Raw genomic sequence first — 24,426 nt, 5'->3', positions numbered from 1 at the left:
GGTACGGTTGGCCGGTACAAAAAAGGCGCGGCAGTATAACCCGGCACACTCTTTGATACACCCGTAGAGGCAAAACTTGTAGCCGCTGCCGAAGGCTGCGATAAGGTTCGAACAGCCTTGGCTGTTTATCCAGAATTGTAAATTATTCAAAGGTTGTATTTTCTCCGCAGGAGGCCAAGTGCCCCAGTTACACGTTGCTGGCCAGCAATGGTCAGTGCTTCACGATACCAACCTGCTCGACGCCTTGAATCAGGCCGGTGTGGCGGTGCCTTACAGTTGCCGGGCAGGCAGTTGCCATGCGTGTCTGGTGCGCTGCGTGCGCGGCGAACCGGCCGACCTCAAACCCGAGGCGCTGGCCCGGGGGCAGCGTGAGCAAGGCTGGCGCCTGGCATGCCAGTGCCAGGTGGTAGAGGACCTGGAACTGGAGACTTTCGATCCGTCCCGTGACGGTTTGCCGGCCGAGGTCGGCGAGCTCCACTGGCTGAGCCCGAGTGTGTTGCGGCTGCGTATTCTGCCGCAGCGCCCGCTGCGTTATCGCGCCGGCCAGCATCTGGTGTTGTGGACAGCCAGCGGTGTTGCGCGCCCGTACTCGCTGGCCAGCCTGCCCGAAGAAGACCGTTTTCTGGAGTTTCACATCGATTGTGCCCACCCCGGCGAATTCGTCGACGCGGCGCGGCAGTTTAAAGTCGGCGACACGGTGCGATTGGGCGAACTGCGCGGTGGCGCGCTGCGCTACGACTCGGACTGGCAGGAGCAGCCGCTTTGGCTGCTGGCGTCCGGCACGGGGCTGGGGCCACTGTTTGGCGTGCTGCGCGAGGCCCTGCGTCAGGAGCATCAGGGGCCGATCTGGCTGGTCCACGTGGCCCGGGACAGCACCGAGCACTACCTCAAAGACGACGTGCAGGCGCTGGCGCTCGATCATCCGAATCTTCAGGCCCAATGGCTTGAGCGTGCGCAGCTGCCGGAATTCCTGGGGCAGCTTCGGCTAGCCTCACGCCAGACCCACGCCCTGGTCTGTGGCCACCCCGACAGTGTCGAGGCCTTTGCCAAGCGCCTGTTTCTGGCGGGGCTGGCGCGCAATCAACTGCTGGCCGATGCATTTTTAACCCGCAGCTAAATAAAAAAGCCCCGCTTGATCACTCAGGCGGGGCTTTTGTGTTGGGCTGGGGCCGGTTCAGGCTCAGACCATTTTGTCGCCGACATGCAGGATCTTCATGCCGTTGGTGCCGCCTACAGTGTGGTAGCTGTCGCCCTTGGTCAGGATGACCCAGTCGCCATTCTGTACGACGCCCAGTTTGAGCAGTTCGTCGATCGCAGCCTGGCTGACTTTTTCTGGCGGCAGGGATGCCGGGTCGAACGGTACGGTGTAAACGCCACGGAACATCGCCGCGCGCGCCTGGGTTTCACGGTGCGGTGAGAACGCGTAGATCGGCACCGAAGAACGGATGCGGGACATGATCAACGGCGTGTAACCGCTTTCGGTCAGGGCGATGATGGCCTTGACACCCGGGAAGTGGTTGGCGGTGTACATGGCCGCCAGCGCGATGCTTTGATCGCAGCTTTCGAAGGTCTTGCCGATGCGGTGGCTGGAGGTTTTGCTGGTCGGGTGCTTCTCAGCGCCGACGCAAATGCGCGCCATGGCCTGTACCGCTTCCAGTGGGTAAGCACCGGCAGCACTTTCAGCCGAAAGCATTACGGCGTCGGTGTAGTCGAGAACGGCGTTGGCAACGTCGGACACTTCGGCACGAGTTGGCATCGGGTTCTGGATCATCGACTCCATCATCTGGGTCGCCACGATCACTGCCTTGTTGTGGCGGCGTGCGTGCAGAATGATTTTCTTCTGGATGCCTACCAGTTCGGCATCGCCGATTTCAACGCCCAGGTCGCCACGGGCAACCATGACTGCGTCACTGGCCTTGATCAGGCCGTCGAGGGTTTCGTCATCAGCGACCGCTTCAGCGCGTTCGATTTTGGCAACCAGCCAGGCGGTGCCGCCAGCTTCGTCACGCAGTTGACGGGCGTATTCCATGTCCGCGGCATCGCGCGGGAACGAAACGGCCAGGTAGTCGACTTCCATCTCGGCAGCAAGCTTGATGTCAGCCTTGTCTTTCTCGGTCAGGGCTGGTGCGGTCAGACCGCCGCCGCGACGGTTGATGCCTTTATGGTCGGACAGCGGGCCGCCGATCAGCACGGTGCAGTGCAGCGCGTCGTCGGTGGCGGTGTCTACACGCATCACCACGCGGCCGTCGTCGAGCAGCAGCTCGTCGCCTACGCCGCAGTCTTTGACCAGGTCGGGGTAGTCGATGCCGACAACTTGCTGGTTGCCTTCGGTCAACGGATGGCTGGTGGAGAAGGTGAATTGATCACCGATCTTCAGCTCGATCTTTTTGTTGGCGAACTTGGCGATGCGGATTTTCGGGCCTTGCAGGTCACCCAGCAGGGCAACGAAGCGACCATGCTTGGCGGCGATTTCGCGCACCAGCTTGGCACGAGCCTTGTGCTCATCGGGAGTGCCGTGGGAAAAGTTCAGACGGGCAACGTCCAGGCCAGCGAGGATCAGCTGTTCCAGCATTTCCGGTGAATTGCTGGCAGGGCCAAGGGTGGCAACAATTTTGGTTCGACGAACAGACATGCAGAGACTCCTGAGTTCAAGCGCTGCCAAAGGCTACTATGGTCTTTGGCTGTAGTCATTGTTCCTCTGCACTACTTTCTGCTTAAGTTGTGGTGCATGGCGTCTGTTGCCTGAAGAATTTGGCCGTGGGGTCGATACACTGCTGAGAACAGGAGATACCCATGCGAATTTTGCTCGTTTTGTTGTTGGTCGCCAGTGTGACCGGCTGTACCCGCTGGTCGATGAATCACCATTTGAACAATGCTTACCGTGCTTACGACCGGGGCAATTGCGAGGCGGTGATGCTTGAGTTGTCCGAGGTTGACCGCGACAGCCGCAGCCGCCCGTATATCTGGCCGCAAACGGCAATGCTGCGCGGGTTGTGCCTGGAGCGTACGAAGTTCTACCTGGATGCGGCCCAGACCTACCAATACATCATCAACGAATTCCCCAAGAGCGAGTATGCCTATCGGGCCAAGGCGCGGATCGAGACGCTACGCATTCTGAAATTCATCCCGGGCCCAGGGACCAGCGCCCAGGCGTTGCCGGCAACCATTTGATGATGGGTGAAATTTAAGCTATCCCTTTGCCTTGTTTAAACTAGTATCAATTACGTTTGAATAGTTTTTGTTTATTTGTAGATCCGAAAGGGTGTAGTCGCTCGGGGCAGGTTGTTGCTCAGGGCTTAAGGTGAATGCGTGCAGGGCAGGTGTGGGCGGTTTTCTTGGCCCAGCTGTGCGGGCAGGGCATTTCAAAGCGCTAGCGCGGCCATGCTTAATGGCCTTTTATAGTGATCTTGAACATGGTTATAGAACGGCTTATCGAGCGTCATCAACTGGCGTTCTTTTTGAACGTGTTCAATCGGTTCACGGACAAACCCTTGGGTTACCTGGGCAATGTATCTGATGGCGGGTTGATGTTGATCAGCCAGTTGCCGATGCTGGTGGATGCCAACTTCGAGTTGCGGATCAAGCTGCCTGGCACCGATGGCAGTCTGCAGCTGGTTGACCTGACGGCGCGATGCCTGTGGTGTCGGGAGGATGTCACGCCCAATTGCTATGACTCCGGTTTTATCCTGTATCAGCCACCTGCCGAGTACGCCGTACTGATCAGCACCTTGCAGCGCTACTTCAGTTTTCAACCTCTGCAGGCTTCTGCCTGAGGGTTTGAGCGCCTAGACTGGCGGGGTCTTCTGCTCAGGAACCCCCCGTGACCTCTATTTTTTGGTACGACTACGAAACCACCGGTATCAACCCGCGTTGCGACCGGGCCGTTCAAGTGGCCGGCATCCGCACCGACCTGGAGCTCAATGAGATTGACCAGCCGATCAATCTCTACTGCCAGCCCAGCGACGATATCCTTCCTCATCCGATGGCCTGCCTGATTACGGGCATCACCCCCAGTCGCCTGGAAGACAAGGGCCTGGGCGAGGCGGAGTTCATGACCCGTACTCATGCTCAGCTGGCGGTGCCTGGCACTTGTGGCGCGGGCTACAACTCCTTGCGCTTTGATGACGAGGTCACTCGCTACAGTCTGTACCGAAACTTCTTCGATCCCTACGCACGTGAATGGCAGGGGGGGAACAGCCGCTGGGATTTGATTGATGTCGTACGTACGGCCTACGCCCTGCGGCCTGAAGGGATTGTCTGGCCAGAGGAAGATGGGCGGGTGACGCTCAAGCTGGAGCGTTTGACGGCGGCGAACGGAATTGATCACGGTCAGGCCCACGATGCTTTATCCGATGTGCGTGCAACCATTGCCCTGGCCCGGCTGATTCGTGACAAACAGCCCAAGTTATATGAGTGGTTGTTCCAGTTACGGACTAAACAGCGGGTACTGGATCAAGTTCGTCTGTTGCAGCCGATGGTGCATATTTCCGGACGATTCTCTGCGGCCAGACATTATGTCGGCGTGGTACTGCCACTGGCATGGCACCCGAAGAATCGCAATGCGCTCATTGTGTGTGATCTGCACTTCGATCCTCAGCCATTACTGGATATGGATGCCGAGACTTTACGCACACTGCTTTATACCCGGCGTGAAGATTTGCCCGAAGGGCAATTGCCGGTTCCGCTCAAACTGATACAGATTAATCGTTGTCCCGTGGTGGCGCCCTTGAATGTAGTGCGCGCTCAGGATCAACAGCGTTTGCAATTGGATATGCCACTCTATCAAGCGCGAGCCCGCAGCCTTACTGAGGCGCAGGAAGTTTGGCAGGATAAGTTGACCGCTATTTATGCCCGCGAAGACTTTGCCCCCAGTGAAGATCCCGAGCAGCAATTGTATGGCGGCTTTCTCGGTGAACGGGACCGTCGGCTGTGCGAGCAAGTGCGGCTCAGTGACCCGGAGCAATTGGCCAAAGATGAATGGCCCTTTGATGATGAACGCTTGCCCGAATTGTTATTTCGTTACCGTGCCCGAAACTTCCCCCATACCTTGAGTGCGCAAGAGCTGGAACGCTGGCATGTATTCTGCCAGCAGCGTTTGTCGGACCCTGCCATGGGGGCGCCCATGACCCTGGACAGCTTTACCCGGGCTGCGGACGAGCTGTCTCGCAGTGCTACACCGGCGCAGTTGAAGTTGCTGGATGAGTGGCAGCGATATGCGCAGGCATTGAGTCGCCGGGTAGGGCTCGGCCAGACGACGGATAACATGGATTAAAAACAGGCAATAAAAAAACGCCAGCAAGCTGGCGTTTTTTATTGGCATCGCAAAAGGTCTGCGTGCGCGGTGTCACTTAGTCAAGCAAAGTAGCCCAACCTTCAACCACGTCGCTGCCCCACTTGGCTTTCCACTCTTTCAGAGTTTTGTGGTTGCCACCTTTGGTTTCAATCACTTCACCGTTGTGTGGGTTCTTGTATTGTTTAACCTTACGGGCACGTTTGGTGCCGGTGGTTTTAACAACACCGCGTGGTGCTTTGCTTACTTTGGATTCCGGGTCCAGAAGCGCGATGATATCGCGTAGCGATTTCTGGTACTCGCCCATCAGGGTGCGCAGTTTGCCTTCAAATTCCAGCTCGGTTTGAAGTTTGTCGTCTTCCGACAGGTTCTTCAGGCGGGCTTGCAGTTCTTTGATGGCTTCTTCTGTTGCGCGGTATTCGTTGATCAAGGACATGAGGATAACCTTATGTTGAAAAGGGTCAGCAGGGATACAGTGGCGCAATAGTAGTCAGACAGTTACTGCAAGTAAACATGTAAGGGCTGATTAATTTAAATTTTTATTCATTAACTTCCGGTGGATCAATATGCGTGCGCTATTAATTAGGGGGGATATGCGGGGGTTAATAATGACCTTTAATAACTTTTTTCAGTGCACTGAAGGCCACGGCGATGCTGGCGTGTGGTCACGGGCTGCGCGACCCCATGGCGCATGCACCCGGCCGTAACGAATACTGCAGTTTTGCCGCGCACTCGCTAGAATGGCGGCCTTAGTAAAGTTTTGGAGTTTCCCCCTCATGCGCACTTTTCGGTTGGTGATTGCGTGCCCCGACGGCGTCGGCATTGTCGCCAAGGTCAGCAATTTCCTTGCCTCCCACAATGGCTGGATCACTGAAGCAAGCCATCACTCGGATGACCAGAGCGGTTGGTTCTTTATGCGTCACGAGATTCGTGCCGACTCTTTGCCGTTCGGGCTGGAAGCTTTTCGTGAGGCATTTGCGCCAATCGCCGAAGAGTTTTCGATGGAGTGGCGCATTACCGATACAGCGCAGAAAAAACGTGTTGTGTTGATGGCGAGCCGCGAGTCTCACTGCCTGGCCGACTTGCTGCACCGCTGGCACAGTGATGAGCTGGACTGCGATATCGCTTGCGTGATTTCCAACCATGACGACTTGCGCAGCATGGTCGAGTGGCACGGCATCCCGTTTTACCATGTGCCGGTTGACCCGAAGAACAAAGAGCCGGCGTTTGCCGAAGTCTCGCGTCTGGTTAAACATCACGATGCTGAAGTGGTGGTGCTGGCGCGTTACATGCAAATCCTGCCGCCCGATCTGTGCCGTGAATACGCGGGCCAGGTCATCAACATTCACCACAGCTTCTTGCCTTCGTTTGTTGGCGCCAAGCCTTATCACCAGGCATCGCTGCGTGGCGTGAAGTTGATCGGCGCAACTTGCCATTATGTGACGGAAGAGCTGGATGCCGGCCCGATCATTGAGCAGGACGTTGTTCGTGTCAGCCACAGCGACAGTATTGAAGACATGGTGCGTTTCGGTCGTGATGTCGAGAAGATGGTGCTGGCCCGTGGCCTGCGTTATCACCTTGAAGATCGCGTGCTGGTGCACGGCAACAAAACGGTCGTGTTTTAAGCGACCGCTCGCTGCACACCCTGACACTGTGGGAGCCGGCTCCCACAGATTCGCCGTCGTTCCAGGGGAGGCGTCATGACTGATCCACTCGACAAAGCCACCTCCAGCGCGCCTGCCACGCTGGGGGAGGGGTGTTTGAGTCGTTATGACCCGGATGCGCTCAGCCCCGAGGATGGAACTGACTTTCCTGACGCCGCCAGGCTTTGGGAGGCGATGCAGCAAGCTTCAAGCCTTGAGCTTGAAGCTGCCTGCCCCGAATCAAATCCGGAAACTGCCCACCAGCTGCTTCAAACGGGCAGCCTGCTGTTCCAGATCGGTACACGCTCGAAGCGTTGATTGAAGGTTTTCGACGCCTTCCTGGTTGAGCGTGTTGATTTCAGTAATGTCCATATTGATCGATTCGACCACCGAGGTTTGCTCTTCGGTTGCTGTCGCCACCGACTGGTTCATGCCGTCAATCTCCCCGATCCGCTCGGTCACGCTGATCAGGCGCTCGCCTGCCCGGTTGGCGATTTCTACGCTGTCCTGGCTGTGACGCTGACTTTCTTCCATGGTGCTCACTGAGCCCCGTGCGCTGACCTGCAACTCTTCGATCATTTTTTGCACTTGCTGCGCCGACTCCTGGGTGCGGTGCGCCAGGTTGCGTACTTCGTCGGCCACCACGGCAAAACCACGCCCGGCTTCGCCTGCGCGAGCGGCTTCAATGGCGGCGTTAAGTGCCAGCAAGTTGGTTTGCTGGGAAATGCTGGTGATCACTTCAAGGATTTGCCCGATGTTCACGGTCTTGTCATTCAACGACTCGATATGACCGCTGGAAGTGCCGAGCATTTGCGACAGTTGCTGCATCGAGTTGATGCTGCGTTCGACCACTTGCTGGCCCTCTTCAGCCAGGCTGCGCGCATCGCTGGCCTGATGTGAGGCAAGGGCGGCGTTGCGGGCGATTTCCTGGGCGGCGGCCCCCAGCTCATTGATGGCGGCCGCGACACTGTTGGTGCGGCTCGCTTGCTCGTCAGAATTGAGCATCGATGAGTTGGATGCGCTGACGACCCGCAGGGCGACTTCGTTGACCTGCTCGGTGGCCGAGGCCACTTCGCTGATGGAGGCGTGGATGCGCTCGACAAATCGGTTGAACGCACTGCCCAGCGTGCCGAACTCATCCTGGGATTCAACCACCAGCCGGCGTGTCAAGTCGCCTTCGCCTTCGGCGATGTTCTGCATGGCGCGGGTCATCACGTGCAGCGGTTGCATCAGCAGGCGGATCAGCAGGCCGAGCAGGGCGATGATCGAGACCACGGCAATCACCGTGGCGATAATCGCAGAGGTACGAAATTCACTGAGGCTAGCGAAGGCTTGTTCTTTATCGATCGACAGCCCGACAAACCAGTTGACCGTGCCCAGCCCCTTGACGGGGGTAAACGTCACAATCCGGGTTTTGCCATTGGTTTGGATCTCGCTGAACCCGGTGTTAATCGCCGGGGTGTCCTGCGGGTAAATATCCTTTAGCTTCTTCGTCACCAGGGCTTTGTCCGGGTGCACCAGGATGTCACCGTCGGCGCTGATCAGAAAGGCGTAGCCCATGCCGTTGAAATTCAGGGCGTTGATGCTGTCGGTGATGGCTTGCAGGGTCAGGTCGGCACCCACCACGCCCAGGGTTTGCCCGGCTTTTTTGACCGCAGTACCGATGGAAATCACCATCTGCCCGGTGGCGGCATCGATGTAGGGTTCGGTCAGGCTCGAGGTGCTGCTGTTCAGGGCCTGTTTGTACCAGGGCCGGGTGCGCGGGTCGTAGCCGTCAGGCATCTTGCTGTCAGGGCGGATGGTGAAACCGCCTTGGCTGTCACCAAAGTAAACCGACATAAACGTGCTGCTCAGGGCCTTTTGCTCCAGCAGGCTGGCCACCTGGTCAGGTTGCGGGGTAATGGCAATCGATTCGGCCAGGTTTTCAGCCAGCAATATGCGGCCTCCCAGCCAGGTCTGAATGTTATTGGCCGTGACACTGCCCATTTCGTGGAGGTAGTTGTCCAGGTTGTTGCGGATGGCATTGCGCTGCAAGTAGTCGTTGTACAGCGTAAATAGCGAGAAGGCGGCTATTACGATCAGGGACGCGGCAAGCAGGATTTTATGGCTGAAACGCAGGTTTTTATTCATGGCTTGAAGGGTCCGCTAAGGTCTAAAAGTGTGAGGCCTACACTCTGGTAAGGCGCATGCTCCACACTTCACTGCCGCAAGAGGGCAAGTGGTCTGTTTATCAAGGCGCTTTACGACGCTAAATCCGTTTTTTTCTGGTCTAGCATTGAGGGTATATCGACCCGCGATCGCGAAAGATTAATCAAAGGTGGCAAAATGCCTGACTCTTCAGCTCTAGTACTCGGTGCCGACCTCTCGGGTCAGTCCATCGCTCAATCATTGCGCCTGGCAAACCGCCACGGCCTGGTCGCGGGTGCCACGGGGACGGGTAAAACCGTCACTCTTCAACGCTTGGCCGAACAGTTCAGTGATGCAGGGGTTGCGGTCTTTGCCGCTGACATCAAAGGCGACCTATGCGGTCTGGGAGCGGCCGGTAACCCCCAGGGGAAAATCGCGGAGCGGATTGCCGGCATGCCGTGGCTCAACTATCAGCCTAAGGCGTATCCGGTGACGCTATGGGATATACAGGGCAAGACCGGTCATCCATTACGTACAACCTTGAGTGATATGGGACCGTTGCTGTTAGGCAGCCTGCTGGAGCTGACCGACAGCCAGCAGTCGGCACTCTATGCTGCATTCAAGGTGGCAGATCGCGAAGGTCTGCTGTTGCTCGATCTCAAAGACCTCAAGGCCCTGCTTAACCATCTGCGTGATAACCCGCAAGTTCTTGGGGATGACGCAGCCCTGATGACCACCGGCTCCAGTCAGGCACTTCTGCGTCGCCTGGCAACTCTCGAGCAGCAAGGCGCCGAAGCCCTGTTCGGTGAGCCAGCATTGCAACTGGAAGATATTTTGCAGCCGACCAGCGATGGCCGCGGGCGGATTCATCTGCTCGATGCAAGTCGCCTGGTGCATGAGGCGCCGAAGGTGTACGCAACCTTCCTATTGTGGTTGTTGGCAGAGCTTTTCGAGCAGCTGCCGGAGCGTGGCGATGCGGACAAGCCCTTGCTGGCGCTGTTTTTCGACGAGGCGCATTTGCTGTTTGCCGGAACACCCAAGGCGTTGCAGGACCGTTTGGAACAAGTGGTCCGGCTGATTCGTTCCAAGGGTGTTGGTGTGTACTTCGTCACTCAATCTCCGGCGGATTTGCCCGACACGGTGCTGGCGCAGTTGGGGTTGCGTATCCAGCACGGGTTGCGGGCCTTCACGGCAAAAGAGCAAAAATCCCTCAAGGCGGTCGCAGACGGTTTTCGTCCGAACCCGGCGTTTAATACGTTGGGGGTACTGACCGAACTGGGCACGGGCGAAGCGCTGGTGGGCATGCTTGAAGACAAGGGCACGCCAGCCATGGTCCAGCGGGTGCTGATTGCTCCACCGCAATCGCGCATCGGCCCGCTCACTGAAGCTGAGCGCGCGGCGTTGATTGCCGGCTCACCTTTGCTGGGGCGTTATGACAAGCCCATTGATCGAGAGTCGGCCTACGAAATCCTGATGGCGCGCAAGGGGCTGGCCCCTGATGCGCCAACCCAGGGTTCCACCCAGGCCGCGCCGCACGAGCCGGGGTTGCTTGATCAGGCGGGGGACTTTTTGGGGACTGCGGCTGGCAAGGCGCTGCAATCCATGGCGCGCCAGGCTGCGAGTCAGATGGGCCGTCAGTTGGTTCGAGGGCTGCTGGGTTCGTTGCTGGGTGGCAACAAACGCAAGTAAACAACCTGTAGCCGCTGCCGCAGGCGGCGATAAGGGCTAGCCCCCGGGGTCGCTGCGCAACCCTTCGCAGCCTGGGGCCGCGACAAGATCAGTTGGGCTTTGGCTTGGCGTGACTGGCCAGGCGCTCAAGGGCGGCGCGCAATGCCGGGTCGGTAATGCCGTCGGCCGTCGCCTGGATCGTCTGGGCGGCATCGACGGACAAATCCAGCGTATGCCCGGCGACCTTGGCCAGCACCGTGGGCGGCTGCACCTTGAACAGGATTCGGGTCAGGCTGGCGAACTCGTCAAACACCTGCAATTGGCGCAGCAGACGCTTTTGCTGGTAGCGCAAGCGCGTGGCCCAGTGCCCGTCGGTCACGATCAGCAACAAACTGCCTTCGCGCCATGAAGCCACGTGGCAATGCTCGCGTGCGGCAGGCTGGAGCTGGCTTTCAAGCAAGCGTTGCAGGTGCCCCAGGCGCTTGGCATGACCAAAAATGGCTTTTAGGGGCTTGGCCTCGCGGAGCAGGACGGAGGGTGCCCGTGCTGGATGTGGGCGAAATGCCATGTTCAAACACCTGATAAAACCGAGCTGCAATCTTAGCAGAAGCCTGCCTCTCACTGTTCCGGGCTCAGATAAATCTGAATTTATTTATGAAATCAATGAGTAACTTCTTGCGCTAATGGGTTGAAGTTCAGCAAAAAGCCCTTATTTTAGGGAGGCCCCTTCACAACGCAGTACCAGTATCGTGGAATAACGCCACTTTCCTCACCGCCGTTTCCGGGTAGAATGCTCGTTCGCATGCGGCCATCAGGGCTGCTCGGGCGACTCTCGGGGCCGCCCTCCATCCCTATGTGTGGAAGATCCTGCCGATATGTTTGCGCCTTTGTTAAAGAAACTTTTTGGAAGCAAGAACGAGCGCGAAGTTAAACGCATGCTCAAGACAGTACAGGTCGTCAATTCCTTCGAAGAGCAGATGGTTGCCCTGACCGATGAGCAATTGCGCGCCAAGACCGAAGAGTTCAAGGCCCGCATAGCCAAAGGTGAGACCCTCGACCAACTGTTGCCAGAAGCCTTTGCGGTCTGCCGCGAAGCCGGTAAACGTGTCATGGGCATGCGTCACTTCGATGTACAGCTGATCGGCGGCATGACCTTGCACGAAGGCATGATCGCAGAAATGCGTACGGGTGAAGGCAAGACCTTGGTAGCAACCCTTGGGGTTTACCTCAATGCGCTGTCCGGAAAAGGCGTACACGTAATCACCGTGAACGACTACCTGGCGCGACGCGATGCCAACTGGATGCGTCCACTTTACGAATTCCTGGGTCTGACTGTCGGTGTTGTAACACCGTTCCAGCCGCCTCAGGAAAAGCGCGAAGCCTACGCCGCCGACATCACATACGGTACCAACAACGAGTTCGGTTTCGATTACCTGCGCGACAACATGGCTTTCAGCATGGAAGAAAAATTCCAGCGCGAGCTCAATTTTGCCGTGATCGACGAAGTCGACTCCATCCTGATCGATGAAGCCCGTACCCCGCTGATCATCTCCGGTCAGGCCGAAGACAGTTCCAAGCTGTACATCGAAATCAACAAGCTGATCCCGCGCCTTGAGCTGCACGTCGAGGAAGTTGAAGGCGAAGTCACCAAGGCTGGCCACTTCACGATCGACGAGAAGACCCGCCAGGTTGAGCTGAACGAAGCCGGTCACCAGTTTGTTGAAGACATGCTGACCCAGATCGGTCTGCTTGCCGAGGGCGAAAGCCTGTACTCCGCGCACAACCTGGGCCTGTTGACCCACGTGTACGCGGCTCTGCGCGCTCACAAGCTGTTCCATCGCAACGTTGAATACATCGTTGAAGACGGTCAGGTACTGCTGGTCGACGAACACACCGGTCGTACCATGCCGGGCCGTCGTCTGTCCGAAGGCCTGCACCAGGCGATTGAAGCGAAAGAAGGCCTGAACATTCAGGCAGAGAGCCAGACCCTGGCTTCGACCACTTTCCAGAACTACTTCCGTCTTTACAACAAGCTGTCGGGCATGACCGGTACTGCCGACACCGAAGCGTTTGAATTCCACCAGATCTACGGTCTGTCGGTGATGGTTATCCCGCCGAACAAGCCGCTGGCGCGTAAAGACTTCAACGACCTGGTGTTCCTCACCGCAGACGAGAAGTACGCGGCGATTGTGGCTGACATCAAGGACTGCATGGCCAAAGGCCGCCCAGTGCTGGTGGGTACAGCGACCATCGAAACCTCCGAGCACATGTCCAACCTTCTGAACAAGGAAGGTATTGAGCACAAGGTTCTGAACGCCAAGTTCCACGAAAAAGAAGCTGAAATCATTGCCCAGGCCGGTCGTCCGGGTGCGCTGACCATCGCTACCAACATGGCGGGTCGTGGTACTGACATCCTGTTGGGCGGCAACTGGGAAGTGGAAGTCGCTTCCCTTGAAGATCCGACGCCTGAGCAGATCGCACAGATCAAGGCTGATTGGCAAAAACGTCACCAGCAAGTGCTGGAGTCGGGCGGCCTGCACGTAATCGCTTCCGAGCGTCACGAATCGCGCCGTATCGACAACCAGTTGCGTGGCCGCGCCGGTCGTCAGGGTGACGCGGGTTCAAGCCGTTTCTATCTGTCGCTTGAAGACAGCCTGATGCGCATCTTCGCCTCTGACCGGGTGAAGAACTTCATGAAAGCCCTGGGCATGCAGTCTGGCGAAGCGATTGAGCACCGCATGGTGACCAACGCAATCGAAAAGGCGCAGCGCAAGGTTGAAGGTCGCAACTTCGACATCCGCAAACAATTGCTGGAGTTCGATGACGTCAACAACGAACAGCGTAAAGTGATTTATCACATGCGTAACACGTTGCTGGCTGCTGACAATATCGGTGAAACCATCGCCGACTTCCGCAAGGACGTCCTCGACAGCACCATCAGCGCGCATATCCCGCCTCAATCGTTGCCGGAACAGTGGGACGTCAAAGGTCTGGAATCTGCGATCGAAAGCGGCTTTGGTGTGAAGTTGCCGATCCAGCAATGGCTCGACGAAGATGACCACCTGTACGAAGAAACCCTGCGTGAGAAGCTGCTGAGCGAACTGATTGCGGCTTACAACGAGAAAGAAGAGCAGGCTGGCGCTGATGCGTTGCGCACGTTCGAGAAGCAGATTGTTCTTCGTGTACTGGATGACCTGTGGAAAGACCACCTGTCGACCATGGATCACCTGCGCCACGGTATCCACTTGCGCGGCTATGCGCAGAAGAACCCGAAGCAGGAGTACAAGCGCGAGTCGTTCAACCTGTTCTCCGAGCTGCTTGATTCGATCAAGCGTGATTCGATCCGTGTGCTGTCCCATGTCCAGGTTCGTCGTGAAGACCCTGTCGAAGAGGAATCCCGTCTGCGTCAGGAAGCTGAAGACCTGGCTTCACGCATGCAGTTCCAGCATGCCGAAGCGCCGGGCCTCGATCAGCCGGAAGCGCTGGCCAAGGTGCTGGAAGGCGCCGATGTGGCTGACGTAGTGGCTGAGCCTGTTCGCAGCGAGCAGAAGTTGGGTCGTAACGAGCTGTGCTACTGCGGCTCGGGTAAAAAATTCAAGCATTGTCACGGGCAAATCAACTAAAGCCCGCTTCAATTGCTGAAACACCTGCGCCGCGACCGGCATTAGCCGTCGCGGCGTTTTACCATTGAATTCCCGTCCCTTTGCGGCGGCGCACAGAACTTATTTTTAGGAGCGCGTCATGGCTGTTGGTCTTGGTCCTTTGCCTGTTTTGCACCCGGTTGCCGGTTTTGAGCTGGGTATTGCTTCAGCCGGTATCAAGCGTCCAGGGCGCAAGGATGTGGTAGTGATGCGCTGCGCCGAAGGTTCCAGCGTGGCGGGCGTGTTTACCCTGAATGCGTTTTGCGCAGCACCGGTCATTTTGGCCAGGCAGCGTGTGAAAGGCCCTGTCCGCTACTTGCTGACCAATACCGGCAATGCCAACGCGGGCACCGGCGAGCCTGGCCTGGCAGCGGCTACACGCACGTGTGATGCACTGGCCAAGCTGGTCGGTGTTGATGCCAGTGCCGTGCTGCCGTACTCCACTGGTGTGATTGGCGAGCCGCTGCCAGTCGAGAAAATCGAAGGCGCACTGCAAGCCGCGCTGGATGATTTGTCCGAGAACAACTGGGCAGAGGCCGCCATTGGCATCATGACCACCGACACCCTGCCCAAAGGTGCCAGCCGTCAGTTCGAGCACGAAGGCGTGACCATCACCGTAACCGGTATCAGCAAGGGTGCCGGCATGATTCGTCCAAACATGGCCACCATGCTGGGCTATATCGCCACCGACGCCAAAGTCTCCCGCGAAGTGCTGCAAAACTTGCTGTTCGATGGCGCGAACAAGTCGTTCAACCGCATCACCATCGATGGCGATACTTCGACCAATGATTGCTGCATGCTGATCGCCACCGGCAAGGCTGCGTTGCCAGAAATCACTGAAGCGAGCGGCCCGCTGTTTGCGGCGCTGAAACAGGCGGTGCTCGAAGTCTGTATGGAAGTGGCTCAGGCCATCGTGCGCGACGGCGAAGGCGCCACCAAGTTTGTCACCGTTGAAGTCAATGGCGGGGCCAACCATCAGGAATGCCTGGACGTGGGTTACACCGTGGCCCACTCGCCGTTGATCAAGACCGCGCTGTTTGCCTCTGACCCGAACTGGGGCCGCATTCTGGCCGCCGTGGGCCGTGCTGGCGTGCCGGATCTGGACGTCAGCAAGATTGATGTGTTCCTCGGTGAAGTGTGCATCGCCAGCGGCGGCGCCCGTTCGGCTACGTACACCGAAGAGCAGGGTTCGGCGGTGATGGCTCGCGAAGAAATCACTATCCGTATCGAGTTGGGCCGCGGCGCATGCAGCGAGACCATCTGGACCACTGACCTGTCCCACGAATACGTGAAAATCAACGCCGAATACCGTACCTAAGTCGTCTCGACATCACGGGCCTGCAAGTCGACTCTGCACGGGTGGGTCCGTGATTTTGCTCTCACTTTTTCTCTAGGTGCCTTTATATGAGCTTCCACCTGATCATCGGCGACAAGTTGCACTCTTCGTGGTCCCTGCGTGGCGCGTTGGCGCTGGATCTGGCGGGTGTTTCCTATACTGAGCAACTGATCAAGCTGGGCCAGCCTGATACCCGGGCACTTATCCTGCAACACTCGGCAACGGGCAAAGTACCGTTGTTGAAGACTGAGCACGGCACCATCGCCGATTCGTTGGCGATTGCCGAATACCTGAATGAACGCTTTGCGGCGGCTCAATTGTGGCCGGCAGATATCGCTGCGCGGGCTCAAGCCCGATCGGCGTGCGCACAGATGCACAGTGGCTTTTTTGGCCTGCGGGGCAATTTGCCATTTGATTTGAGCCATGATCAGGCGCTGGTACCCATGCCGGACGAGGCTCGGGTCGATATCGAAAGAATGAGCGCCCTGTGGGCGGAGTGCCGCGCAGTGGCAACCGAGAGCGGGCCCTATCTGTTCGGGCGACTGAGCGTGGCAGATGCGTTTTTCGCGCCAGTGGCTGTGCGTCTTCGTACTTACCGCGTTGCCCTTTCGGCAGCGGACGAAGCCTATGTTGACGCCATTTACCAATGGCCTGCGTTTAAAGCCTGGCAACAGGCCGGATTAGAGGAAGTACAAGGGTGAAACGAGTTCATGTGGCTGCGGCCGTTATCCGGGGCACAAACGGCAAGATCCTGATCGCGCGTCGCGCTGATACCCAGCATCAAGGCGGGCTTTGGGAGTTTCCCGGTGGCAAGGTTGAGGCCGGGGAATCGGTCGAGGCTGCATTGGGCCGCGAATTGAAGGAAGAGCTGGGCATTGTGGTCGAGGCGGCTCGCCCCTTGATCAAGGTTCTGCACGATTACCCGGACAAGCACGTTCTGCTGGATGTATGGGAGGTTTCGGCTTTTTCCGGCGAGCCCCATGGTGCAGAAGGTCAGCCGTTGGCATGGGTTAGCCCGCGGGAATTGGCGGATTACGCCTTCCCTGAAGCCAACCAGCCGATTGTCGCGGCGGCACGTTTGTCCGATCAATACCTGATCACCCCGGACGAGCTGGAAACACCGCAGCTTCTGCGCGGAATACAAAAGGCGGTTGCGGGCGGTATCAAACTGGTTCAGCTACGTGCGCCCAACGGCTATGACCCCAAGTACCGCGATCTGGCGGTGGATGCCACCGGCTTGTGTGCAGGCAAAGCGCAACTGATGCTCAAGGGGCCGCTGGAGTGGTTAGGGGATTTCCCTTCCGCCGGTTGGCATTTGACTGCAGCGCAATTGCGCAAGTACGCGCCCAAGGGCAGGCCTCTTGCGAAAGATCGCTGGCTGGCAGCTTCGTGCCATAACGCTGAAGAACTGGCGCTGGCCGAGCAGATGGATGTGGACTTTGTCACCTTGTCTCCGGTGTTGCCGACCCTGACGCACCCTGATGCACAGCCTTTGGGTTGGGAGCAGGCGCAGCAGTTGATCGCCAGCTTCAGCAAGCCGGTGTTTTTGTTGGGTGGTTTGGGTCCGGATGATCGTCAGCAGGCGTGGGATATCGGGGCGCAAGGCGTTGCCGGCATTCGGGCGTTCTGGCCTGAGGCTTAAAGCCTGGCAAGGTAGTGTGCAGGAGGCTCTTGTGGGAGCTGACTTGGCAGCGATGGCGTCAGCCCCCACAGGTGTATTGTCTGGCGGTTAAGCTTTCGGCTTGGCTGCCGCCTGCCACAGGATCTCTGCAATTCCCTGGCGCCTGGCAATCAGGCGCGCTGCGACAAACAGCAAATCAGACAAGCGATTGATATAAGCCAACCCTACTCCGGCCAACGGCTCTAGCGCATTGAGTTGCTGGCAGCGGCGTTCGGCGCTGCGTGCCAGGCAGCGGCACACATGGGCCTGGGCGATCAGGCTGGAACCACCGGGCAGAATGAAATTCTCCAGCGGGCCCAACTCTTCGTTCCAGCGATCAATTGCGGCTTCAAGCCGTTCGATTTCCGCGTTGTCGAGCGCCTGATACACCGGCATTGCCAATTCCCCTCCCAGGTCAAACAACCGGTGCTGGCAGGGCTCAAGCACTTCAATCAGCTCGTTGAGGCCAGGGTTGCGGGCGCTGTGCTCGGTGAGCCCGGCAAGGAGCAGGCCGAGCTGGCTATTGAGCGTATCGACTTCGCCGATAGCTTCGATCCGGGGGTGGTCCTTGGGCACACGACGGCCGTCGCCAAGTCCTGTCTCGCCCTTGTCGCCAGTGCGGGTATAAATTTTCGATAAGCGAAAGCCCATGTTTACTGTTCCACCTTGGTTGATTCGTCGCAGGCTATCAGATTGCCAGCCAAAGGCAGGCGCAGGGTGAAGCAAGTACCTTGGCCCAAGGTTGAATGCACTTCCATTTGCCCCTTGTGGTTATTGGTGATGATGAAGTACGACACGGACAGGCCCAGTCCCGTGCCCTGGCCCACTTCCTTAGTCGTGAAGAAGGGTTCGAAAATACGTTTTCGCACAGGCTCCGGCATTCCGGCACCGTTGTCTTCGACCTGGATTTCGGCCCATGGCGGGTTCAGTCGGGTGCGCAGGGTGATACGTCCCGGCTCACGCTTGTCGGTGCGTTGATGGATCGCCTGGGCGGCATTTTTCAACAGGTTGAGCAACACCTGCTCCAGTTCATTGGGGATGACGGGCACAGGGCCGAGTTGCGGGTCGAAGTGGCGAACAATGGCTTGCCCCATGAAGTCAAAGCCAATGGCCAAATCAAAATCATTGCTGGCGATGTCCAGAGCCTGGTCAATCAGTGCCGATAAATCGCAGGGGCTCATTTGCCGGTTGCTGCGGCGGCTGAAGCTAAGCATGTGGGTCACGATTTTTGCCGCCCGTGCACCGGCCTGCTGAATGCCGTCCAGGAGCTTGGGCACTTCCCTGGCCTGCAGGTATTGATTGACGACATCCAGGTCAATGCCGATCTGTTCGGCTTGTTCGATGTTCTTGGGCAGATCGTTCGACAGGCGCCGGCGAATGTTCTGCACATTGTGCAGGATGGCGCCCAGCGGGTTGTTGATCTCGTGGGCCATGCCGGCAGCCAGCCCTCCGACGGAGAGCATCTTCTCTGACTGCACCATCATGTCTTCCAGCGACAGACGCTGGGTAATGTCATCGATCCGGATAACCACGCCGCGCCCACCGCCGCCCATGAGCGGGTAGAAGGTCAGGGCGTAGTGGCGAGCGTCTTCGCCCTGGCCCCAGGTGACTCGTTCAATTTTTACGACCCGATGGTGGTCTATGGTGTCCTTGAGCTGGGGCAGAAAGGGCTTGAGGGGTTCAAAGGCCAGATAAATCGGCTTGTTCAGCGCTTCGTCCAACTCTGTCCCCGACAGGGCGCTGGCTTCCTGGTTCCATTGCGTCACATAGAGCTGTTCGTCCAGTGCTATCAGGGCCGAAGGCATGGAGTCGATGATGCAGTTAAGGTAGTTCTGAAAACCGGTGAGTTTTTTCTCGATTTTGCTGCGTACCTGTACTTCCAGCTCCAGTTTGCGATTGGTAGTGCGGGTTTCTTCAGCCAGCGCCTGAGCCTGGTCGTAAGCAGCCTGGGCTTCATCCCGAGCACGCTGGAGCTCCTGATCGCGTACTTCGATGCGCGACAGCATGGTATTGAATGCCTTGGCCAGGCTGCCGATCTCGTCGTTGTTGCCTGGCGCTGCACGTAATGCGTAGTTCTCTTCCCGGGTGACCTGGCGAGACAGCTCTTCAAGCCGGTGAATGGGTTGGGTAATCAGGCGCTTGATCTGGCGTGCCACCACGAACCACAGCAAAACGCTGAACACCAGAATCCCCAGGCTGGCAGTCAGTGTGCCGGTGTAAAAGGCCATGGGCAGCTCACTGCTGGCGACCAGCAGCAAATGCCCGGGCGGCTGGTCGCCGTGGTGCAGGCGTGTGACCTGATGGCTGCGCAGCTCGGTCAGGCTCCAGGCTTCAATCTGGCGATAGTGCTCCGGAAGCGGCAGGTGCTCACCGTGTTGCAACTGCACCAGCAGGTTGCCGGCACTGTCATAAATCGCAGCGGCGCGCAGCGGGGCATAGGTGCCGATTTCATTGAGCAGGGCTTTGGCTTTGTCTGGCGAGTCCAGCGCCTGAACAATCAGGTCGGGGTTGGCAGTTAACTGGCCCAGTGTCTGTAAGGCCTGAGGCGCGGTGCTCTCGTGGGAGATCCAGTAGGCCACGCTGATAAACGTCAGGTTGGCCACCAGCAACACGGTAGCCAGCAGCACGAGGAGGGCGGCCAGCAGTTTCTGGCCGACCGGGAGATTTTCGAGGCGCTGGCGCAAGGGCATGGGGCGGCCACATAGAGAAAGGACAAGCTGGCAGGGTAGCGCGGCCCTCAGTCGCAGGGCAATCCGTGTTGCTTCAGGTATTGGGTCAGGCGTTGGTGCATATGCTGCAAGTGTGGCACGGCTAACTGTCGACTGCGGGCGGCTTCGCAGGCATAGCCCAGCAGGTAGCTTATTTCAGTGCGCCGGCCCTGGCTGGCATCCTGGTGCATTGAGGAGAAGTTGTTGGCGGTGGCCAGGATCACCCGGTTCACTTCTGCGGCCAGATCGACAGCGGCGTCAGCCTGGCCGCAGTGCTCAAGCAGAGCGCCGAGTTCGGTGCACAGGGTGTTTACTTCTTCGCCGTGCGCCTGCAAACCGCCATTGCGACAGTCGTAAAGCACTGTCAGTGGGTTGATCGCACAGTTAAGCGCAAGTTTGCGCCACAGACGGCTCAGAATATTCGGGCTCCATTCGTGCGCAATACCGCTACGCTGAAGCTCTTCAAGCCATTGCGGAGCCTGGCCTTGATCAGTATCGCCCAGCCATGTGTGGCCAAGGCCGGCAAACACCACGCGCCAGTCATCTTCGCGAAAGGCCCCTTCGGTACTGGAAGCGAAGATGCAGTGAGCTTGGGGTACGAGGGCGGCTACGGCTTGCTGGCTGCCGAGACCATTCTGCAGCAGGATCAGCTCTGCACCCGGGGCAAGCCGCCCGGCAATTTGCGCAACGGCCTGCTCTGCGTCATAGGCTTTGCACGCGACCAACAGGCGCTGGATCGGCTCGTTGGTGTCCGGGGTCTGCGCGCTGATGGCCCATGTTTGTGCGTGTTCCCCTTCAACCAGTGTCAGGCCCTGTGCCGCGTTGTACGCGCTCAAACGGTCAGGGTTGCGCAGGATGAGCTTGACGGGAAGCCCTGCCCGCGCCAGTCGAGTGGCCCACAATGCACCCATGCTGCCGGCACCGAGAATGTGCCAGGTGGTCGATGCCCGGGCGGGTGTGTCTGGAAGGTGTTGAGGCATGGCCGAATCTGGCATGTGAGCTCGCAAGTGAATGAGGTCGAAGAACCGCTATAATGCCCGCGCATTTTAACTGTCAGGTCAGGCGTGCTCCATCTGTGTTGAGCGCGCCCTTTATTATTGGAGAAAATTACATGCCGTCGTTCGACGTGGTATCCGAACTGGACAAGCACGAAGTCACCAACGCCGTCGAGAACGCCGTCAAGGAACTGGACCGTCGTTATGACCTCAAGGGCAAAGGCACTTTTGAGTTCAAGGAGAAGGACCTGACGGTGAACTTGACCGCTGAGGCCGACTTTCAGCTGGAGGCCATGATCGAGATCCTCAAGCTGGCACTGGTCAAGCGCAAGATCGACGTTCAGTGCCTTGAGGTCAAGGACGCTTATGCTTCGGGCAAGCTGATGAAGCAGGAAGCCGTGCTCAAGGAAGGCATTGATAAAGAGCTGGCGAAGAAAATCGTTGCTCACGTCAAGGATGCCAAGCTCAAGGTTCAGGCCGCCATTCAGGGCGAGCAAGTGCGCATCACCGGCAAGAAGCGTGATGACTTGCAGGACGCAATTGCTGCACTGCGCGCCAAAACGTTCGACATGCCGCTGCAGTTCAATAACTTCCGCGACTGATTGCGAGCTAGGGGAACCTCTGGCGATCATTGACGTCCGACTTTCCTGGGCGCTGCAAAAACGATTGAGCGGCTAAGCTGCTCAATCGTCTTGCTGAATAAATGACGCTGCCGGGTAGTGGCGCGAGGAGATGTAAATGGATTTGAACGCTGAAGTCGATCAGTTGATCAAGACCTCACAGTCTTGGGTTCCGATGATCATGGAGTACGGCAGTCGTGTACTGCTGGCATTGATTACGCTGGCAGTAGGCTGGTGGTTGATCAACCGCCTGACAGTCAAGATCGGGCAACTGCTGGCACTGAGAAAGGCCGATCTGGCGCTGCAAGGCTTTATCAGCAGCCTGGCCAATATCATTCTAAAGATACTGCTGATTGTCAGCGTAGCTTCAATGATAGGCATCCAGACCACGTCGTTTGTGGCGGCTATCGGTGCTGCGGGTCTGGCCATCGGTCTGGCGTTGCAGGGAAGCCTGGCCAACTTTGCCGGTGGAGTACTGATTCTGTTGTTCCGTCCGTTCAAGATTGGTGACTGGATCGAAGCGCAAGGTGTGAGCGGTACTGTCGACAGTATCCAGATCTTTCACACCGTGTTGCGTACAGGTGACAACAAAACCGTCATCGTGCCAAACGGCAACCTGTCCAACGGCATCATCACCAACTACAACCGTCAACCTACGCGCAAGGTGGTGTTTGATGTGGGTGTGGACTACGAGGCAGACCTGCAGAAGGTGCGTGAAGTGTTGCTGGCGCTGGCCGATGACCCTCGCGTGCTGAAAGAACCGGCTCCTGTGGTTGTGGTCACGACCTTGGGTGAAAGTTCGATCACGATGTCGCTGCGCGTCTGGGTTAACACCCCGGATTACTGGGATGTGCTGTTTATGCTCAACGAGCATTCGCGTGATCGTTTGAAAGCCGAGGGTGTTGATATTCCTTTTCCACAGCGTGTAGTGCGTGTGGTTCAGGAAGTTGCGGCGCAGTAAAGTCGAAGGCAACACCTGAGTATTGAGTCAGGTGTGAGCAAACATTAAAGGGGCGTAATGCCCCTTTAATTGTTTTTGTACCCTGGGTAGAGCAGTTGCATACGTAGATGCGCCTTGCATAACTGATAACTACTTGCGTTTAGAGTTGTTAGTTAGCTTGCTATATGTAATTTTTATACCGGCAAATAAAAAGCCACGCCCTGAAACAGGAGCGTGGCTTTCACTAAACAATGTACTTGTAACTATCGCCCGAAGGCCATGATTACAAGATGTTCAGTGGGTATTCAGCAATCAGGCGGAAATCGTTTACGTCCCGGCCGTTGTTGCTGGTAGTGCGATAGATCGCGCTACGCAGACGGAAAGACAGGTCTTTCGCTGCGCCTTCCTGCAACACATACTTGGTTTCGAAGTCGAATTCGTGCTCTTTGCCTTCGCCATCGGTGGTGGAGATGTTGTCGCCTTTAACGTAGCGAGCCATGAAGCTCAGGCCAGGTACGCCGTAGCTCGTCATGTTCAGGTCGTAGCGACCCTGCCATGAACGTTCGTCCTTGGCGTTAAAGTCGGAGTACTGCACGGAGTTGGCGAGGAAGATACTGCCGCCACCGTCGATGCCGTAGTTGTAACCGCTGTCACCGGTGGAGCGCTGGTGAGCAACGGTGAACTTGTGTGCGCCGATGCTGTAAGCAGCTGCCAAGCTCCAGATCTTGTTGTCCACGTCGCCCAGCAATTCTTTGCCGTCGCTGGTGGTTTTATAGCCGTTGAAGTCGAAGTTCAGGGCCTGAGACTCTGCGATAGGCAGGGTGTAGTTCAGGTTGATGTACTGCTTCTTGAAATAGTCTTCAACGTCGGATGCTGCCACGCCACCGACAAAGTTGTCAGTGAACTGGTAGGTCGCGCCAGCGATGTTGGCAGCGGTCAGGCCAGCTGCGCCTGGACCGTTGATGCTGTCACGAGCCATGCCTGTCTGTGAGCTCAGGGCGGTGAAGCGACCTGCGGACAGCTCAAGACCCTTGATTTCATTGCTGGTGATCAATGTGCCGGTAGCAACTTCTGGCAGCAGACGGCTGTCATCGGTAGAGAAGACCGGGCTGGAAACAAACTGGTTACCGTACTTCAGAACGGTGTCGGAGAGACGGAACTTGACCGCGCCGCCCATTTTCGACTGGGTATCTTCCGGAGAACCGTCGCTCTGGCTAGCGAACAGGCCATTGCCTTGGCGACCAGCGCCGCCGTCCAGACGTACTGTGCCCATGGCGAAAGCATCAACGCCTACACCGATGGTGCCCTGGGTGAAGCCGGACTGGTAGTTAAGCAGTTCGCTCAGGCCCCAATCTTCGCGATAGCCACTTTTAAAGCCGCCGCCTGGCTTGGCAATGTTGCCAGCGCCATTACGGAAGTCACGGTTCATGTACAGCATGCGGGTTTTGGAAGTCAGCTTGCTGTCTTCAACGAAACCTTTGGCATCGTCCTGGGACGAGGCCATTGCGAACTGGGTAGTACCGGCTGAAACAGCCAGGGCGATCATGCTCCACTTCATCACGCGCATCGTGATTTGCTCCTTTGGTTTTTAGGAAGAGTACTGCCGTCCCACCTGAAATTATTATCTGGGCGGCTCTTTCTTTTTGTGTCGGCGCAAACTTATATCACGCCGGCAATATTGGCGATACTTGCTCTCATAAGCTTTCAGCTTCTTTACAGCTGTGTCGCAAATTGCACCCTACATGTCGCAAGCGCGTAGCGTTGTGCCTAGTTTTAGCATGTATTTAGTGCTGTTTTT

At 57.6% G+C, this 24,426-nt stretch carries 20 protein-coding genes and 1 pseudogene; 12 read left to right on the top strand and 9 right to left on the bottom strand.

What is annotated here, in order from left to right:
* Nucleotides 1-178 precede the first annotated feature (178 nt).
* Nucleotides 179-1,117, top strand: a complete 939-nt coding sequence (locus BLW11_RS21275; RefSeq protein WP_048359711.1) for an iron-sulfur-binding ferredoxin reductase — start codon at nucleotides 179-181, stop codon at nucleotides 1,115-1,117.
* A 63-nt stretch (nucleotides 1,118-1,180) separates the two neighbouring features.
* Here the strand turns inward: BLW11_RS21275 and pyk are convergent, their stop codons facing one another.
* Complete coding sequence (gene pyk / locus BLW11_RS21270) at nucleotides 1,181-2,632, bottom strand: pyruvate kinase (protein WP_048359710.1); 1,452 nt, start codon at nucleotides 2,630-2,632, stop codon at nucleotides 1,181-1,183.
* 161 nt (nucleotides 2,633-2,793) lie between these two features.
* Here pyk and BLW11_RS21265 point away from each other — a divergent pair, with 161 nt between their 5' ends.
* The 3 genes from BLW11_RS21265 (at nucleotide 2,794) to sbcB (ending at nucleotide 5,272) form a co-directional block, all read left to right on the top strand.
* A complete protein-coding gene (locus BLW11_RS21265) occupies nucleotides 2,794-3,171 on the top strand; it encodes a tetratricopeptide repeat protein (protein WP_048359709.1) in 378 nt (125 codons plus the stop codon).
* A gap of 242 nt (nucleotides 3,172-3,413) precedes the next feature.
* Nucleotides 3,414-3,773, top strand: a complete 360-nt coding sequence (locus tag BLW11_RS21260; protein ID WP_048359708.1) for a PilZ domain-containing protein — start codon at nucleotides 3,414-3,416, stop codon at nucleotides 3,771-3,773.
* A gap of 47 nt (nucleotides 3,774-3,820) precedes the next feature.
* Complete coding sequence (sbcB, locus tag BLW11_RS21255; RefSeq protein ID WP_048359707.1) at nucleotides 3,821-5,272, top strand: exodeoxyribonuclease I; 1,452 nt, start codon at nucleotides 3,821-3,823, stop codon at nucleotides 5,270-5,272.
* 76 nt (nucleotides 5,273-5,348) lie between these two features.
* Here sbcB and mvaT read toward each other — a convergent pair whose 3' ends face one another.
* The gene (gene mvaT / locus BLW11_RS21250) at nucleotides 5,349-5,726 is read right to left on the bottom strand and encodes a histone-like nucleoid-structuring protein MvaT (RefSeq protein ID WP_016782206.1); all 378 of its coding nucleotides are present in this window, start codon (nucleotides 5,724-5,726) and stop codon (nucleotides 5,349-5,351) included.
* Between the two features lie 340 nt (nucleotides 5,727-6,066).
* On the opposite strand from mvaT, the gene purU reads away from it, so the two are divergent.
* Nucleotides 6,067-6,915, top strand: coding sequence for a formyltetrahydrofolate deformylase (gene purU, locus BLW11_RS21245; protein ID WP_048359706.1), 849 nt, complete (start codon nucleotides 6,067-6,069; stop codon nucleotides 6,913-6,915).
* A 258-nt stretch (nucleotides 6,916-7,173) separates the two neighbouring features.
* Here purU and BLW11_RS24330 read toward each other — a convergent pair whose 3' ends face one another.
* Together BLW11_RS24330 and BLW11_RS24325 are read right to left on the bottom strand one after the other, a co-directional pair.
* A complete protein-coding gene (locus tag BLW11_RS24330) occupies nucleotides 7,174-7,938 on the bottom strand; it encodes a methyl-accepting chemotaxis protein (protein ID WP_420912209.1) in 765 nt (254 codons plus the stop codon).
* 90 nt (nucleotides 7,939-8,028) lie between these two features.
* Nucleotides 8,029-9,063: pseudogene (locus BLW11_RS24325) on the bottom strand (HAMP domain-containing protein); the annotation flags it as partial.
* 195 nt (nucleotides 9,064-9,258) lie between these two features.
* Between BLW11_RS24325 and BLW11_RS21230 the strand changes: the two are divergent.
* The gene (locus BLW11_RS21230) at nucleotides 9,259-10,749 is read left to right on the top strand and encodes a helicase HerA-like domain-containing protein (RefSeq protein ID WP_048359704.1); all 1,491 of its coding nucleotides are present in this window, start codon (nucleotides 9,259-9,261) and stop codon (nucleotides 10,747-10,749) included.
* Between the two features lie 88 nt (nucleotides 10,750-10,837).
* Here BLW11_RS21230 and BLW11_RS21225 read toward each other — a convergent pair whose 3' ends face one another.
* Entirely contained in the window at nucleotides 10,838-11,296 is a 459-nt protein-coding gene (locus BLW11_RS21225; RefSeq protein WP_048359703.1) for a DUF721 domain-containing protein, read from the bottom strand.
* A 307-nt stretch (nucleotides 11,297-11,603) separates the two neighbouring features.
* Here BLW11_RS21225 and secA point away from each other — a divergent pair, with 307 nt between their 5' ends.
* The 4 genes from secA (at nucleotide 11,604) to BLW11_RS21205 (ending at nucleotide 17,347) form a co-directional block, all read left to right on the top strand.
* Nucleotides 11,604-14,351 (top strand): preprotein translocase subunit SecA, encoded by a 2,748-nt coding sequence (secA, locus tag BLW11_RS21220; RefSeq protein ID WP_048359702.1) that lies wholly within the window; start codon nucleotides 11,604-11,606, stop codon nucleotides 14,349-14,351.
* Between the two features lie 118 nt (nucleotides 14,352-14,469).
* Nucleotides 14,470-15,687 (top strand): bifunctional glutamate N-acetyltransferase/amino-acid acetyltransferase ArgJ, encoded by a 1,218-nt coding sequence (gene argJ, locus BLW11_RS21215; RefSeq protein WP_048359701.1) that lies wholly within the window; start codon nucleotides 14,470-14,472, stop codon nucleotides 15,685-15,687.
* 86 nt (nucleotides 15,688-15,773) lie between these two features.
* Nucleotides 15,774-16,406, top strand: coding sequence for a glutathione S-transferase family protein (locus BLW11_RS21210; protein WP_048359700.1), 633 nt, complete (start codon nucleotides 15,774-15,776; stop codon nucleotides 16,404-16,406).
* Entirely contained in the window at nucleotides 16,403-17,347 is a 945-nt protein-coding gene (locus BLW11_RS21205) for a Nudix family hydrolase (RefSeq protein ID WP_048359699.1), read from the top strand. The genes BLW11_RS21210 and BLW11_RS21205 overlap by 4 nt, the downstream gene beginning before the upstream one ends.
* Nucleotides 17,348-17,434: 87 nt before the next feature.
* Here the strand turns inward: BLW11_RS21205 and BLW11_RS21200 are convergent, their stop codons facing one another.
* From BLW11_RS21200 to BLW11_RS21190, 3 genes are read right to left on the bottom strand one after another with little or no spacing between them, the layout of a single operon-like run.
* Nucleotides 17,435-18,016: a cob(I)yrinic acid a,c-diamide adenosyltransferase gene (locus tag BLW11_RS21200; protein WP_048359698.1), complete on the bottom strand. Its 582-nt coding sequence runs from the start codon at nucleotides 18,014-18,016 to the stop codon at nucleotides 17,435-17,437.
* A gap of 2 nt (nucleotides 18,017-18,018) precedes the next feature.
* Nucleotides 18,019-20,055 carry a sensor histidine kinase gene (locus tag BLW11_RS21195; protein ID WP_048359697.1) on the bottom strand — a complete coding sequence of 679 codons (2,037 nt, stop codon included), beginning with the start codon at nucleotides 20,053-20,055 and terminating at the stop codon, nucleotides 18,019-18,021.
* Between the two features lie 47 nt (nucleotides 20,056-20,102).
* The gene (locus tag BLW11_RS21190; protein WP_074836955.1) at nucleotides 20,103-21,053 is read right to left on the bottom strand and encodes a putative 2-dehydropantoate 2-reductase; all 951 of its coding nucleotides are present in this window, start codon (nucleotides 21,051-21,053) and stop codon (nucleotides 20,103-20,105) included.
* 131 nt (nucleotides 21,054-21,184) lie between these two features.
* Here BLW11_RS21190 and BLW11_RS21185 point away from each other — a divergent pair, with 131 nt between their 5' ends.
* Both BLW11_RS21185 and BLW11_RS21180 read left to right on the top strand, forming a co-directional pair.
* A complete protein-coding gene (locus tag BLW11_RS21185) occupies nucleotides 21,185-21,670 on the top strand; it encodes a YajQ family cyclic di-GMP-binding protein (RefSeq protein WP_019823277.1) in 486 nt (161 codons plus the stop codon).
* 136 nt (nucleotides 21,671-21,806) lie between these two features.
* Nucleotides 21,807-22,649, top strand: coding sequence for a mechanosensitive ion channel family protein (locus BLW11_RS21180; RefSeq protein ID WP_048359696.1), 843 nt, complete (start codon nucleotides 21,807-21,809; stop codon nucleotides 22,647-22,649).
* 262 nt (nucleotides 22,650-22,911) lie between these two features.
* Here the strand turns inward: BLW11_RS21180 and BLW11_RS21175 are convergent, their stop codons facing one another.
* Nucleotides 22,912-24,195, bottom strand: coding sequence for an OprD family porin (locus tag BLW11_RS21175; RefSeq protein WP_048359695.1), 1,284 nt, complete (start codon nucleotides 24,193-24,195; stop codon nucleotides 22,912-22,914).
* Between the last annotated feature and the right edge of the window lie 231 nt (nucleotides 24,196-24,426).

The organism is Pseudomonas deceptionensis, assembly GCF_900106095.1.
GTDB classification, from domain to species: Bacteria; Pseudomonadota; Gammaproteobacteria; order Pseudomonadales; family Pseudomonadaceae; genus Aquipseudomonas; species Aquipseudomonas deceptionensis.
Note: the sequence above shows the minus strand (reverse complement) of the source record. Positions and strands in the feature narration are given on the sequence as shown.